Genomic DNA, 13,786 nt, shown 5'->3' on the forward strand with positions numbered 1-13,786 from the left:
GCGCGATCTCCGCGGGCTTTTTCGTGGGCATCGCATATTCCGTCCGCCGTTCATCCGGCCTGCCGGCCAGCTTCTCCCCACGGGCGGGGCGAAGGAGCGGCGATGCCCTGCGTAGTCCCCTCAGCGCGTGCGGGGGCGAGGGTTACTGCATCTTTCCTTAAATCGTAGTCGATTTAAGGAGGAAAACATGCAGCAATTCAAAGTGCTACAGCGTCCTTTGTGCGTCTGAAAAGACGCACGGCGCTGTAGGGCGAGCGGCAATGTAGACGTTGCCTTCAGCCGAGGCCGCCGAGTTTCCGGTAAAGGTCATAGGCGTCGGTTGCGGCTGGCTCCTCCTCCTGGTCGCCTTCGCCGCCTCCGGCATGCTCCTGCGCCTGGTCGCGGCCTTCCTGTTCTCCTTCGTCGCCTCGTGCGTCCGCCTCGTGGTCGTCCCGCTCGCGCCGGTCCGCCTCATCGGCTTCGCTCTTGATTTCCGCAGGCGCTGGCGGGTAGGGCACCAATGTGAAGGGAATGGCTTCGCGCGGAAGGCCGAACTCGACAAGCCGCGCGATTGCCTGCGGCGTTCCGGCATCCTCGCCGGCCTGTCGCGGCCTCGACCAGGGAGGTACGTCGGCGAACGCTACGTCCTCCCCGTCGGCGGACGCATGCTCGCCCGGCGCTTCGTGGCCCGTCGCAACATTTCCGTTCGGCGTGGCGCTCCCGCGCGCCCGTGGCGCCGTATCGGCCTCGCGGGGAGAGGCATCGACGCTTTCCGCCATCGCCGGCTGCCCCGCTTCGGCCGTCGCCGGAAGGACGAGACTCTCTTGGATGATCGCCTTCACGCTCTCTACCGACACGCGCGGAGTAGGACTTTCCGTTCCGCTCCGAACCGGCGCCCGTGGCATTCGTTGCCCATCGTGCTCCCCTGCGCGCGGGAGGCCGTATGTTCCGTCCGACTCGAGGCTGTCGACGACCTCTTCGATGCTGCCCTCCGGCATCGCCAAGTCGGCTTCGGTGGCAGCCGCTTCGACGTTTTCCGATGTGGCGCCCAACGGCGTCTCCGAGTTCGCCGCTTCACCAGTTCCGGTCGGCTGCGGCACGGTGATGTGGTCGGTCAAGACCTCTTGGGCGCCTCCTTCGGAGCCCTCCGGCAAGGGAGGCTCGACAGCCGCTGTCCGCTCCTGCGCCAAACCTGCCCCGACCCTCCCAGCCGTTGCTGTTTCTGTAGGCCGAGAGGATCGAGCGTTCGCGGCCGTTTTCGACATCCGCTGCGGTTCCGTTCGGCTTGTCTCCTCGGACTCGGCCACCGGCGCTTTATCCTCCAACATCTCTCGGGCTCCGAGGCTGTCGGTGTCTGCGCCATAGGTTTCCCGCAGCAAGGCCTGGAGCAGCGCCACGTCGCCGGTCGGCAGCGCCCTTACGGTGGGGAACGATGGCAGCACCGCACTCGGCAGCGGCAGGCTTCGAAGCGGGGTTTGATCGGGCGGCGATGCGCCCCCGCGGCTCATCGGCATTGCTGCCAGGAGGGCAACGCGTTGCACGAGGCTGCGCCCGTTGAGCTGCCGCTCAAGAACAATGCGTTCCGGCAGAGGCATCGCCTCGAGCAAGTTGATTAGCCGGCGAACGAAGGCGCGTCCGCTCTCCTGTGGCAGGGGCGGAAATTTGAGGATCAGCGCCAGATCCTCGATCAGCTTCACCAGCGCGTCCTTGGAAAGGACCTCCTCGCCGGAGAGGTGGAGGATCAGCGCATCGAGGATCTTCTGGATCGCCTCGGCACGGGGGCCGGCCGGGAGCGAAGGACGGTGCACGCTTGGCGTCGCGTCCTCACCGGCGCCGATCGCATTTCTGATCGTAACAATGGGCGTCAGCATCCTGATCTCCAATTCCCGCGCAACGATGCCGCCAAGTGCCGTCGAATTCCTTTCTGTTGGAGGGGCGCCTCATGCGCGTCGCGGCCGGCGGATCGGCCCAGCCGCGCGTAAAGGCAGACGCCCGGCACTCTACAGCGCCGTGCGTCTTTTCAGACGCACAAAGGACGCTGTAGCACTTTGAATTGCTGCATGTTTTTGTCCTTAAATCGGGTACGATTTAAGGAAACATGCAGTAGGCCTAAAGACATGATGGCCGAGAATAAGCCGAAGAAGTTTATCGAATGTTAACCAAAGCCGCGGCGCTGAGCGGGATCGGAGGATACGCAGCCCTTGCGAGAGCGCCTTTGCGGGTCCATCCTGCTTGTACCGAAGGAGCTTTTGATGACAGTTCGTCCGCCACAATCGCTGCGCCGTTTCGATCTCGCCTCCGGCGTGAACGTTCTCGAATACGAGCTGATGTCCGAGCGCGCCGACGCCCTCGGGCGCCATGGGCTGAAGGTCGAGAAGGCGATCGCCGCCTTGAACGGTTACGATCGCAGCAGGCACGAGCCGGCCGAACGCGAACGGCTGCTCGACGAGGCGGCCGACGCCGTCTGGGCCTTCCTCATCCAGCGCGAAATTTGCGGCCTTCGCGACAGCCGCGATGCGGTGCGCCGCTACGGCATCCCGAAGGAAGTGATGGCGCGTCTGGGGATCGTTAGAAAACGATAATCCTACGTTTGCGGGTGCGGCAGCGTTCCCGCCTCGCAAATCCAGAAATCCAAGCGCAGCGGCGGCCGCCGGGGCTCGCGCGCGCTACAGCGCCGCGCGTCTTGTCAGATGCGCAAAGCTCGCTGTAGCTCTTCGCATTGCTGCATGTTTTATTCTTAAATCGCTACGATCTAAGGAAACATGCAGTAGCCCTTACCAACCCCGTTGGATGTAGACGCCAGGCCGATAGTATCCATGGCCGTAGTAGCCGGGTCGATAATGACCATAGCCGTAGTAGCTAGGGCGATAGTAGCGACGGGGGTAGTAACCGGGGTAATAGCCAGGGCCGTAATAGCGGGGGCCGTAGTAATAGCGGTTCCCGTAGTAGTAGCGCCCAGGATAATACCGCGGGTAGCTCGGGCCGAAGTTGAACTGCAGGCTTATGCCAGACCGTCGATGGCGATGCCAGCCCGGATAAAAGCCGTTCCCCCAGCCGCCATAGTAGCGCGGGCCGCCCCAGCCATAGCGCCCGCGGTGCGTTACGTTCTGTAGGTCTGCAGGTGCCGTGCTCGCGATGTCGAGCACCGGACGCGGAATTGCCTGTGCAGGCGTGACAGAGGGGATTATCGAGGTGGCGGCGACTGCGCAGCTGATAACGAAATTCCGAAATTTCGTCATTTCATCCTCACTTTCCGAAAGCCTTTGCTTTCCGATTGTGTCCCTGCTTCATAGACGTTTGTTTTCGTGTGTTTATTCATGACGCCGGGTACGCGCATGCTTTCCAGCGCTCCCGCGTCCAACGAGACGCGGCTCGCCGTAGCGCTTTCAGCCGCTGCATGACCTTGTCCTTGCATCGTTTCCGACCCTGAGGAATCACGCAGTGAAGCGACCGGATTTCCGCCCCGATCCGCCGTTCGCAAGCATGCGCCTGTCTCAGGCCCATGTCACTGAATTTCTTTCCCTATCGCTGGAGAAGACCGGTGCGGTCGGACGACGCCGGTGATGCATGTCGCCCAAAAGTGTGGAGCGGTTTTGGAACAACGACATCCACAAAAACAAAGACCTAAGCGCATCGCATGAATACGTTTGAATGCGACGCGCTACTGTGGCGCCGGGCTTTTTGGCGATCCGGCAGGAAAACTTCAAAATGCCCATTGACACTTCGGCCACGGCCTTTTACATGCCGGTCCGTCGCCCAGATGGCGGAATTGGTAGACGCGCAGGTTTCAGGTACCTGTGCCGCGAGGCGTGGAGGTTCGAGTCCTCTTCTGGGCACCAATTTCCTTCTTCCGTAATCCGCACACGGCGGTTCGGATGTCAAAAAGGCCCGGTTTTCCGGGTTTTTTTTGTTTTTATGCCGCCGTTCCCGTCTCGGCGCTGTCACGCGCTGCAGCCATTATGGACGCACCCACCACTTCGTAGATTTCGAGCGCCGAGGCGCGGCCCTTTGCCTGGGCGGAACCAAGCGGGCGAAAAGTCACCACATCTTCACATTGCGCCACCACCGCACCGCTTGCGAGGATCGTCGTGCCGTAATCCTTGTTCATGCCTTCGAGCCGCGAGGCGACATTCACCGTGTCGCCCATCGCCGTATATTGCAGCCGCTCCTTGGCGCCGACGCTGCCGACGACTGCCGTGCCGGTGTGTATGCCGAAGCGGGTGCGGAATTCCGGCAGGCCCTTTGCGCGCTGGTCCGCGTTGAAGGCTTCCAGCCTCTCCTCGACCGCGAGCGCGCAGCGGCAGGCGTGTTCGGCGTGGCGTGCGTCGGCGACCGGCGCGTTCCACATGGCAAAGACCGAGTCGCCGAGGAACTGGATGATGGTCCCCTCATGCGCGGCGACGACCTCGCTGAAAAGGTCGAAATATCCCGAAAGCATCGCGACCACCTCTTCCGGCGAATGCCGCTCGCTGATCGTGGTGAAATCGTAGATGTCGGTGAAAAGGGCCGTCACCTCCTGGCGCCAGCCGGCGCGACCAGCGAAATGCCCGGAATCTATGCCCTTGCGCACCAGTTCCTTCGGCACGTAGAGCGCGAAGGTGAAGATCGCGTCGCGGGCCTTGTTCATCGCGCCATTGAGCATGGAGATTTCCGCGACACGCGAGGGCACGTCGATGGGCGTGGTGAAATCCAGATCCTGCAGCCGTTGGGCGCTGGCGGTAAGCTGATTGAGCGATTTGGTGATCAGATGGGCAAGAACGAGCGCTAAGAGAATGGCGAGCACCACGACGGCGCCCGAAATCGCGAGACCCTGGACCAGCGTATCGTTGGCAGCCGCCATCAGCTCGTCGAGCGGGGCGGCGACGACGACCCGGTGCCCCGACAGGAGCAGTGTCGATTCGAGCGGGGCGACGATGGCGAGATAGGTGCGGTCGCCGACGTCCACGAAACCGGCCTTGCCTGGGGGAGGCGGGTTGAGCCGGATGCTCTCGATCAGCGGATTGCCTTGCGGTGCCGCCACCGGTCCGTCGCGATCCTTCGCCGCCATGATGCGCTGCATCATCAGCGGGTCGGAGTGGATGATCGGCCGTCCGACGGCATCGAGAATGAACGACACCGAATCGCCGGTCAGCCGCTCGCGGGACAAGAAGTCCGTGATCGTGTCGAGCACGACATCGGCGCCGATCACGATCTTCGCATTGCCGCGGTGGGCCTGCGATATCGTCATCCCGAAATTCTTCGTCGTCGCCATTTCGTAAGGGCCGGTAGCGACCGGAGTCTTGCCGTTGACGGCGGCGCGGTACCAGGGCCGGTTTCGCGGGTCGAAGCCGGTTGGGGCCGACCGGCGCTCGGCGAACACGAGACCACTCGCATCGAGGAACATTGTGCGATCGAAGGGCTTGCCTTTGTCGCTTCTTTCCATGGAGCGGACGGCGAGCGTCGCGCCGCGCGGCGCATCGAGCGCCATGCGCCAGGCAGCCGACCTCAGATCGACCATGTGGAAAAATCCGCCGTTCGGATAGCCGACATAGACGCCGTCGATATGCGGCGAGCGCGAGATGCCCTCGCGCAGCACCGCCACCTTGTCGATCATCCGCTCCGGCGGCGGCACGAGGAAGGAATTGGCAACGGAGGCGACGAGGCCGACGACGGCCGATGTGTCGCCCGAAAGCACCCCGAGGCGGTCGACGAGGCGGCCGACGAACGCGCCCATGTGCTCCTCGGTATTCGCGATCGCCGCGCTCCGCGCGCGGCGGTAATCGAGCCCCACCAGGGTGGCGGACACGACGATGAGCATCACCACCATCGTGACACCGAGCAGCGACCGGAGCGAGCTCGTCCAGGTCTCGGGACGCCTGTTCCCGTCGGAGCCTTGCATGCGTTCGGTGTCCCTTCGATCCGGATTGGCAGTCGATCTTTGCAGCATTGCACCGGATTTGCATAGGGCGGGTTAAGCGGTGGCGGGCGGTCGATACCGCAACCAGGAAAGGCTCTAGTTGACGCTGACCGGCCGCGACCGCATCCGCGCCACCGTCTCCCGTTCCGCCCTTTTGCAGCGCATCGGCGGCAGGCCGCGGTCCATCAGATCCATGTCCTCGAGCACCATCTCGCCCATCCTCTTGAAGGCGACATCAAGCGCGCCGGCGCGGTGCGCCGAGCGCAGGAAGCCCGGCAGGCGGCGAACCGGATGGTCGACGGGCAGCGGTTCCTCGGGGAAGACGTCGCTCGCCGCCAGGATGTGTCCGCTTTCGACCGCGGCGATCAGAGCATCGAAGTCGACGACGCCGGCTCGGCTCAAGAGGATGAAGGCTGCGCCGGCGCGCATCTTGGCGAAAGCCTCAGCGCCGAGGAAACCTTCGTTCTCGCTCGTCACGGCCGCGACCACGAAGACGAAATCGCTTTCCGCGAGCACCGTGTCGACCGGCGCTGGCTCGACACCGGCTTCGCGGAGCATGGAGGCCGGCAGCCAGGGATCGTAGACGCGGATCTTCGCACGAAATCCCGAGAGCACACGGTTCAGCGCCCTGCCGAGATCGCCGAAGCCGATGATGCCGATCTCGGAACCGGAAAGGAGGTTTGCCGACTGGTTGCCTTCCCCGCCCCAGAGCTCGCGTCCTTCGCGGAAGGCGAGATCGGCATCGACGATGCCGCGGGCGAGATTGAGCGCCATGGCAAGCCCCATCTCCGCCACGGGTTCCGCGAAGACCTGGCCGGTCGTGACCACGTGGATGCCCCGCTGGAAAACCAATTCATAAGGCATGTTGTTGATGAGATTGCTCTCGACGTTGAGGATGGCGCGAAGCGCCGGCATTCGCTCCAGCGTTTCTTCCGAAAGCGGCGGCTGTCCGATGATGTAGCGCGTTTCGGCGAGGATCGCAGAGTCGAGCCCGGCGATGTTTTCCGGATCGGCCTCGACGACGCGGTAGCGCTCATGAAGACGCTGCAGCGCCTCCGGCGTGAAGATCAGGTCGAGCGTGCGTGGCGCGGGCGCGCTGATCGCAAGCGGCCGGTTCGTCTCGGACATTGACGCCTCCATTTCGGGGCGTGCCGCCGCCCCTTTCAATCTGTGGATGTATGTTTTTGCAGGCGGCGCGCAAGCGGGCCTTTGTTGTTTTCGCCTCAGTAGTTCAGCCCGCGCTTTTGCCTCTCGAGCGATGGCGGCAGCCGACCGCTTTGAAAGACTGGACCATCGCCCCTACGGCATCGGTAGACAGTGTCGTAGCGGGGGCCGCGTGACGACTCGAAGGGTGCGTAGCGGTCGACGAAGACCTGCTCGCAGACAAGATTCTCGCCCTCCCGGAGCGGGTCGAGGGCCCGCACGCCGGGGAGATCGTGGTAGGTCTGGGCGAATTGCAGCGCAGTGCCCTCCGCCAACGCGGCTCCAGCCGAAAGAGCGAGGAGCAAAAAGGTGAAGGGAAGCGCCACGGCGGAACGGAACCAGGTCATGTTCAATGAACTTTCTCGGACGGACGCCGGCGAAGCGGGGCGCCGACTGAAGGACACGGTATCGCGGCCGGCAAAGTTGCGCTATAGGCCGGCTACGCTCTGCAGCGCCACGTGTCTGGCTGGACGCGAAGACCGCTGCAGCACTTTGGTGCGCTGCATGATTTTGTTCTTAAATCCATTCCGATTTAAGAATCATGCGGAAACGATCTGGGGATTTTCGATGGCAAATACAATACGATTCCACGAAGGCGACATTTCCGAGGCGGACGCCGCCCGCTATCAGGGCGCGATCGCGATCGACACGGAAACGCTCGGCCTCGTTCCCCGTCGCGATCGTCTCTGTGTCGTGCAGCTTTCGTCGGGCGACGGTACCGCCGATGTGATCCGTATCGCGGCCGGGCAGAGGGAAGCGCCGAACCTCGTTGCCATGCTCGCCGATCCGGCACGGCAGAAGATCTTCCATTTCGGCCGGTTCGATATCGCCGTCCTGTTTTACACCTTCGGCGTCACGGCAACTCCGGTCTTCTGCACCAAGATCGCCTCGCGGCTTAGCCGTACCTACACGGACCGGCACGGCCTCAAGGACAATCTCAAGGAACTGCTCGACATCGACATTTCCAAGCAGCAGCAGTCTTCGGATTGGGCGGCTGATATCCTCTCGTCGGCGCAGCTCGAATATGCCGCCTCCGACGTGCTGCATCTGCATGCGCTCAGGGACAAGCTGACGGCGCGCCTCTTGCGCGACGGCCGCATGGAACTGGCCGAAGCCTGCTTCGCCTTCCTGCCGACCCGCGCCAAGCTCGATCTGCTCGGCTGGGAGGAGACGGATATTTTCGCGCATAGCTAGAGTGGGGGCTGTCCCTGCACGGCCTCTACTCCACCGTCATCCTCGGGGCTCGACCCGAGGATCCATGCACAGGCTTGAGCAACGCTCGAAAGACAGGTCCGACCGGTCGCGACAAGCATCAGCGCCGTGCTTGTGATTGGATCCTCGGGTCAAGCCCGAGGATGACGCATTCGTGGGGCGACGCGGCCGGTCTTCGGGCGAGCCCGCTCGATAGGTCACGGCATCAGCCAGAGAAGCCGCAAATGCCGCGACGACGACGGTCGCTTCCGACATGCCGAACAGCAATGTCGCCGAAAGGAAGGCAGCGCCGAAGACGCCTGCGAGCGTAACGAGATCCAGAGCGTCAGCTCCTGTCGACGTGGCCGAGATCGCGCTCCGGCTCGATCACGTCGCGGATCCGCTGCTTCAACTCCTTCGGCCCGGGGAAGCCGCCGTCGCGCTTGCGCTCCCAGACGAGCTCGCCATCGACGCGGATCTCGAAATTGCCGCCGGTGCCGGGGATCAGCGCCACCTCGCCGAGCGTGTCGGCAAAGGTCGACAGCAGCTCCTGCGCCATCCAGCCGGCGCGCAGCAGCCAGTTGCACTGGGTGCAGTAGAGGATGGTGACGCGTGGCTTCTCACTCATCTGGCATGTCCTGTTTCGTGGTCTTGGGAGGCGGGCGGAAAACCCGCGCTAGCGCCTTGAATTGCCGCATGATTTCAGGCCTTCACATTAGCTTTGCCGCGCGCCCTGAACAATCGGCCTTTCACGGCTCTCTCACATAATTGTCAACCCATTCTGTCAGGTTTTTATCGCCCGCCCCTTGTCTTCCGAGGCGCGGGCGGCAAGAGACTCGGCATTGCAACAATCTGCGAGAGGGACCTTATGACTGATTCCACTGCTGACAACGGCCGGCCGCGCGCGATCCTGCCTGCGCTCGAAAAGATCTATCTGCCGCTCGACACTTTCGCCGAGACACTGCTGCGCGTGCTTGCGGGCACGCTCCTCGTCACCCATGGCTACGGCAAGATCCTCGATCCGTTCGGCGCGGTCGGCATGGTGGAGGGGCTCGGCTTCCATCCGGGCGTCTTCTGGTCGCCTCTGCTTGCCGCCACCGAGTTCTTCGGCGGCATCTTCATCGCCATCGGTTTCGTCACCCGGCCCGCGGCTTTTGCCGCGACCATCGTGCTCCTCGTCACCGTCTATTTCCACGGCATCGTCCAGGGCCAGGGCCTCGGCGGGGCTGAGAAATCGATCCTCTGGGCGGCGATCACCTTCTTCTTCGCCATCCGCGGCGCCAACAGCCAGTCGGTCGACGCCAAGCTCGGCCGCCAGTTCTAACTTCGCACCGCAGGCACGGGCGGAGACCGTGCCTGCGGCTATCCTCCTGCGACAGCCCGTTCTCTTCTCAAGCCACAAGCCGCACTTGAACAGCGGCTTCACCCGTGGTGATCTCGGATCGAGGAGGACGCGAGCCATGAGTGAACCGATCGAAGGCGGCTGCTTCTGCGGCCGTATCCGTTATCGGCTGAAGCGTCGGCCGATGTTCGTGCATTGCTGCCATTGCCGCGACTGCCAACGGCAGCTCGGCAGCGCTTTCGTGATCAACGGCATCGTGGAGGCGGAAAATGTCGAGCTCTTGCAGGGAGAGACCGTCATGGTGACGCTCTCGACCGACAGCGGCCGCCCGCATGATGTCTACCGTTGCCCCGACTGCCAGTCGGCGCTCTGGAGCGATTACGGCCGGCGCAAATGGCTTTCTTTCGTTCGCCTCGCGACGCTCGACCGGCCATCGGAGTTTCCCCCGGACGTCCACATCTACACGCGCTCGAAACTCGACTGGGTGCCGCTGCCGGCGGATGCCAGGGTCTTCGAGGCCTATTACGACGTAGAAACCGAATGGCCGAAGGAGAGCCTCGATCGGCTTGGTGAAGCGCGCGCGAAGCGCAAGGGGCAGGTGCAGTCGTGACGGCAAGCGAACATGAGAAGATGATGGCGGGCGAGTGGTATTGCTGCCTGGACTCGGAGCTCGACGAGCTGCGCGCCCGAGCCCGTCGCGCCGTGCACCAGCACAACACCCTGCTGCCGGACGAACGCGGCAACATGGCGCCGGCGCTGCAGGCGCTCTTTGACGAGGTCGCAGCGGACGCATTCCTAGAGGCGCCGTTCCATTGCTCCTACGGCATCAATATCACGCTTGGTGCTGGCGTCTATCTGAATGCCGGCTGCACCATCCTCGACAGCGCGCCTGTTACGATCGGCGATGGCACCATGCTCGGGCCAGGCGTGCACATCTACTGTGCCGAGCATCACAAGGACATCGCGCTCCGCCGTGCCGGTCTGGAGATCGCCCGGCCGGTGACGATCGGCAAGGACGTCTGGATCGGCGGCGGCGCGATCATTCTCGCCGGCGTGACGATCGGCGACGGAGCGATCGTCGGAGCCGGCGCGGTGGTGAGACGGGATGTGGCGCCGGGCGCAACGGTTGTGGGGAACCCGGCACGGGTTCTGCCTTGATTTTTCGAAAAGGGAGGCAATTCATGGCTGACGCAGCGACGATCAATGTCCGTCCGGCACGGGTCGAGGACGTGCCGGCGCTCTGCGCTTTCCTGAACGAGATCATACGGATCGGCGGCACCACGGCCCATGAAACGCCGTTCACGCATGAGAGCTTCGCCTCCCACTTCCTTGCGGGCCCCGGTTTCGTCAGTTGCTTCGTTGCGGAGGATGATTCGGGCGAGCCCTGCGCCTTCCAGGCGCTCGAGCGCTGGGACGGTCTTCCGGAGGGCTGGGTGGATATCGGCACCTTCGCCCGTGCTCATGAGAAGGTTCCCGGTGCCGGGACCGCGCTTTTCGCCGCCACGAAGGCGCAAGCCCGCGACGCAGGCTTCCTGGCGATCAACGCCACGATCCGCGCCGACAATATCGGCGGTTTGGCCTATTACAGCAAGATGGGCTTCGTCGACTACAAGATCGACAAGGGGGTGCCGCTGAAAGATGGCCGCCTCATCGATCGGATTTCGAAACGGTATTTGCTTGGGGGCTAGCCGGCCTCTCAATCCGTCATCCTCGGGCTTGACCCGAGGATCCAAGTACAAGCATCGCTCCCGAATGGTCGGCTACGTGTACATCGTAACAAATCACAAGAGGGGGGACGCTCTACATTGGCGTCACGTCGAACCTCGAGCGCCGAATCTTTGAGCATCGAGAGGGCCTCACGCCCGGTTTCGCGTCAAAATATGGATGCAACCAACTGGTCTGGTACGAGGAGCACCTGCAGATCGGCACGGCTATCCAGCGCGAGAAATCGTTGAAGCGCTGGTATCGGCGATGGAAAATCGACCTCATCGAGAAGATGAATCCAGACTGGCGCGATCTGTATCTCGAGCTTTGGTAACCTTGTGCATGGATCCTCGGGTCAAGCCCGAGGATGACGGTGGAGGGAGGCGGCGAACTTTCAGCTACGCCGGAATATGCCGCGACGGGGCCTTGACCCGGCCGCGACACTGGTCACCCACTCGCGGGAAAGGCATTGCTGCCAAGGGTTTCACAGAACCGGCCCGGACATTTCACACAACCTTTGTACCCATCATCCTTGGGCTTGATCCGAAGATCCCGCACGGTCTCCCTGAAAGGGGCCAAGCCTCACTCACTCATCCCCCATCTTCAGCGCCGCAATAAACGCCTCCTGGGGGATTTCCACCTTGCCGAACTGGCGCATGCGCTTCTTGCCTTCCTTCTGCTTTTCCAGAAGCTTGCGCTTGCGGGTGGCATCGCCGCCGTAGCACTTGGCCGTCACGTCCTTGCGCAGCGCCCGAACCGTTTCGCGGGCGATGATGCGGCCGCCAATCGCGGCCTGGATCGGGATCTGGAACATGTGCTGCGGAATCAGGTCCTTGAGCTTCTCGCACATGGCGCGGCCGCGCTTTTCGGCCGCCGAGCGGTGGACGAGCATCGACAGCGCGTCGACCGGCTCGCCGTTGACGAGGATCGACATCTTGACGAGGTCGCTCTCGCGATAGTCGGCGAGGTGATAGTCGAAGGAGGCATAACCCTTGGAGATCGACTTCAGCCGGTCGTAGAAGTCGAAGACCACTTCGTTGAGCGGCAGGTCGTAGGTCAGCATCGCCCGGTTGCCGACATAGGTGAGCTCGGTCTGGATGCCGCGCCGGTCCTGGCAGAGCTTCAGGATGCCGCCGAGATACTCGTCCGGCGTCATGATCGTCGCGCGGATCCAGGGCTCGCGGAATTCGGCGATTTTGACGACGTCCGGCATGTCGGCCGGGTTGTGCAGTTCCTTCTCGGTGCCGTCCGTCATCGTGAGCTGATAGACGACCGAGGGCGCGGTCGCGATCAGGTCGAGGTCGAATTCGCGCGATAGGCGCTCCTGGATGATTTCGAGATGCAGCAGCCCGAGGAAGCCGCAGCGGAAACCGAAGCCGAGGGCGGCGGAGGATTCCATTTCGAAGGAGAAGGAGGCGTCGTTGAGGCGGAGCTTCCCCATGGCGCCGCGCAGTTCCTCGAAGTCGGCGGCGTCGACGGGGAAGAGGCCGCAGAAGACCACCGGCTGTGCCGGCTTGAAGCCGGGGAGCGCTTCCGCCGTCGGGCGCCTGTCGTCGGTGATCGTGTCGCCGACGCGCGTGTCGGCCACTTCCTTGATCGAGGCGGTGATGAAGCCGATCTCGCCGGGCCCGAGCGAATCCATGGCGACCATCTTCGGCGTCAGCACGCCGACACGTTCGATCGTGTATTTGGCGCCGGTGCCCATCATGCGGATGGTCTGGCCTTTGGTCAGCACGCCGTCGATAATGCGCACCAGCACCATGACGCCGAGATAGGTGTCGTACCAGCTATCGACGAGCAGCGCCTTCAAGGGCGCGCTTCCGCCGCCCGGGCTCTTCGGGGCCGGCAGCTTGTGGACGATCGCTTCGAGCACGTCCGGAATGCCGAGGCCGGTCTTCGCCGAAATCAGCACGGCGTCGGAAGCGTCGATCCCGATCACCTCCTCGATCTGCTCCTTGATCCGCTCCGGCTCGGCCGCCGGCAGGTCGATCTTGTTGAGCACGGTGACGAGCTCGTGGTTGTTGTCGATCGCCTGGTAGACGTTGGCGAGCGTCTGGGCTTCGACGCCCTGGCTGGCATCGACGACGAGCAGCGAACCTTCGCAGGCCGAAAGCGAGCGCGAGACCTCGTAGGCGAAGTCGACGTGCCCGGGCGTATCGATGAGGTTCAAGACATAGGTCTCGCCGTCATTCGCCTTGTAGTGCAGGCGAACGGTCTGAGCCTTGATGGTGATGCCGCGCTCGCGCTCGATATCCATGCTGTCCAGCACCTGCTCGGACATCTCGCGCTCGGCAAGGCCGCCGGTGAGCTGGATCAGCCGGTCGGCGAGCGTCGATTTGCCGTGGTCGATATGGGCCACGATCGAGAAGTTGCGGATATGCGACAGGGGCGTCTTGGAAGATGGTGTGCTCATGGGCCGCATATAGCAGCGCGATCAGGCGGCGCAAAGCGCGAAATGAAGGCTTCGTTCA

General features: G+C 63.3%; 11 protein-coding genes, 1 tRNA gene and 3 pseudogenes. 9 read left to right on the top strand and 6 right to left on the bottom strand.

Annotation, left to right across the window (positions count from 1 at the left end):
* Window positions 1-275: 275 nt before the first annotated feature.
* On the bottom strand, window positions 276-1,850 hold the full coding sequence (locus M728_RS17150) for a hypothetical protein (protein ID WP_034884023.1): 1,575 nt from the start codon (window positions 1,848-1,850) through the stop codon (window positions 276-278).
* A 381-nt stretch (window positions 1,851-2,231) separates the two neighbouring features.
* On the opposite strand from M728_RS17150, the gene M728_RS17155 reads away from it, so the two are divergent.
* A complete protein-coding gene (locus tag M728_RS17155) occupies window positions 2,232-2,561 on the top strand; it encodes a DUF6665 family protein (RefSeq protein ID WP_026622922.1) in 330 nt (109 codons plus the stop codon).
* Between the two features lie 1,172 nt (window positions 2,562-3,733).
* A tRNA-Leu gene (locus M728_RS17160) sits at window positions 3,734-3,818 on the top strand.
* 74 nt (window positions 3,819-3,892) lie between these two features.
* Here the strand turns inward: M728_RS17160 and M728_RS17165 are convergent.
* The 3 genes from M728_RS17165 to M728_RS17175 form a co-directional block, all read right to left on the bottom strand.
* Entirely contained in the window at window positions 3,893-5,857 is a 1,965-nt protein-coding gene (locus M728_RS17165) for an adenylate/guanylate cyclase domain-containing protein (protein ID WP_034884525.1), read from the bottom strand.
* A 114-nt stretch (window positions 5,858-5,971) separates the two neighbouring features.
* A complete protein-coding gene (locus M728_RS17170; protein ID WP_026622924.1) occupies window positions 5,972-7,003 on the bottom strand; it encodes a hydroxyacid dehydrogenase in 1,032 nt (343 codons plus the stop codon).
* Window positions 7,004-7,098: 95 nt separating this feature from the next.
* On the bottom strand, window positions 7,099-7,425 hold the full coding sequence (locus tag M728_RS17175) for a hypothetical protein (RefSeq protein ID WP_026622925.1): 327 nt from the start codon (window positions 7,423-7,425) through the stop codon (window positions 7,099-7,101).
* Between the two features lie 220 nt (window positions 7,426-7,645).
* On the opposite strand from M728_RS17175, the gene M728_RS17180 reads away from it, so the two are divergent.
* Window positions 7,646-8,272 (top strand): ribonuclease D, encoded by a 627-nt coding sequence (locus M728_RS17180; RefSeq protein WP_026622926.1) that lies wholly within the window; start codon window positions 7,646-7,648, stop codon window positions 8,270-8,272.
* A 343-nt stretch (window positions 8,273-8,615) separates the two neighbouring features.
* On the opposite strand, the gene M728_RS17185 is transcribed toward M728_RS17180, so the two are convergent.
* A complete protein-coding gene (locus tag M728_RS17185; protein WP_026622927.1) occupies window positions 8,616-8,897 on the bottom strand; it encodes a SelT/SelW/SelH family protein in 282 nt (93 codons plus the stop codon).
* Between the two features lie 240 nt (window positions 8,898-9,137).
* Between M728_RS17185 and M728_RS17190 the strand changes: the two genes are divergently transcribed.
* The 6 genes and pseudogenes from M728_RS17190 (at window position 9,138) to M728_RS17215 (ending at window position 11,649) form a co-directional block, all read left to right on the top strand.
* Complete coding sequence (locus M728_RS17190; protein ID WP_026622928.1) at window positions 9,138-9,593, top strand: DoxX family protein; 456 nt, start codon at window positions 9,138-9,140, stop codon at window positions 9,591-9,593.
* A 136-nt stretch (window positions 9,594-9,729) separates the two neighbouring features.
* Window positions 9,730-10,221, top strand: coding sequence for a GFA family protein (locus tag M728_RS17195; RefSeq protein WP_026622929.1), 492 nt, complete (start codon window positions 9,730-9,732; stop codon window positions 10,219-10,221).
* Between the two features lie 23 nt (window positions 10,222-10,244).
* A pseudogene (locus M728_RS17200) lies at window positions 10,245-10,331 on the top strand (maltose acetyltransferase domain-containing protein); the annotation flags it as partial.
* Between the two features lie 270 nt (window positions 10,332-10,601).
* A pseudogene (locus M728_RS17205) lies at window positions 10,602-10,763 on the top strand (DapH/DapD/GlmU-related protein); the annotation flags it as partial.
* Between the two features lie 29 nt (window positions 10,764-10,792).
* Window positions 10,793-11,299, top strand: a complete 507-nt coding sequence (locus M728_RS17210) for a GNAT family N-acetyltransferase (RefSeq protein WP_026622931.1) — start codon at window positions 10,793-10,795, stop codon at window positions 11,297-11,299.
* Between the two features lie 64 nt (window positions 11,300-11,363).
* Window positions 11,364-11,649: pseudogene (locus tag M728_RS17215) on the top strand (GIY-YIG nuclease family protein).
* Between the two features lie 252 nt (window positions 11,650-11,901).
* Here M728_RS17215 and lepA read toward each other — a convergent pair.
* Window positions 11,902-13,737, bottom strand: a complete 1,836-nt coding sequence (lepA, locus tag M728_RS17220) for a translation elongation factor 4 (protein ID WP_026622932.1) — start codon at window positions 13,735-13,737, stop codon at window positions 11,902-11,904.
* Between the last annotated feature and the right edge of the window lie 49 nt (window positions 13,738-13,786).

Source organism: Ensifer sp. WSM1721, assembly GCF_000513895.2.
In the GTDB taxonomy this organism is placed as follows: Bacteria; Pseudomonadota; Alphaproteobacteria; order Rhizobiales; family Rhizobiaceae; genus Sinorhizobium.

Excerpts from the sequence above, each read along its gene's own strand:
- M728_RS17150 (WP_034884023.1), bottom strand. The coding sequence starts at position 1,850 with ATGCTGACGCCCATTGTTACGATCAGAAATGCGATCGGCGCCGGTGAG.
- M728_RS17155 (WP_026622922.1), top strand. The coding sequence starts at position 2,232 with ATGACAGTTCGTCCGCCACAATCGCTGCGCCGTTTCGATCTCGCCTCC.
- M728_RS17165 (WP_034884525.1), bottom strand. The coding sequence starts at position 5,857 with ATGCAAGGCTCCGACGGGAACAGGCGTCCCGAGACCTGGACGAGCTCG.
- M728_RS17170 (WP_026622924.1), bottom strand. The coding sequence starts at position 7,003 with ATGTCCGAGACGAACCGGCCGCTTGCGATCAGCGCGCCCGCGCCACGC.
- M728_RS17175 (WP_026622925.1), bottom strand. The coding sequence starts at position 7,425 with ATGACCTGGTTCCGTTCCGCCGTGGCGCTTCCCTTCACCTTTTTGCTC.
- M728_RS17180 (WP_026622926.1), top strand. The coding sequence starts at position 7,646 with ATGGCAAATACAATACGATTCCACGAAGGCGACATTTCCGAGGCGGAC.
- M728_RS17185 (WP_026622927.1), bottom strand. The coding sequence starts at position 8,897 with ATGAGTGAGAAGCCACGCGTCACCATCCTCTACTGCACCCAGTGCAAC.
- M728_RS17190 (WP_026622928.1), top strand. The coding sequence starts at position 9,138 with ATGACTGATTCCACTGCTGACAACGGCCGGCCGCGCGCGATCCTGCCT.
- M728_RS17195 (WP_026622929.1), top strand. The coding sequence starts at position 9,730 with ATGAGTGAACCGATCGAAGGCGGCTGCTTCTGCGGCCGTATCCGTTAT.
- M728_RS17210 (WP_026622931.1), top strand. The coding sequence starts at position 10,793 with ATGGCTGACGCAGCGACGATCAATGTCCGTCCGGCACGGGTCGAGGAC.
- lepA (WP_026622932.1), bottom strand. The coding sequence starts at position 13,737 with ATGCGGCCCATGAGCACACCATCTTCCAAGACGCCCCTGTCGCATATC.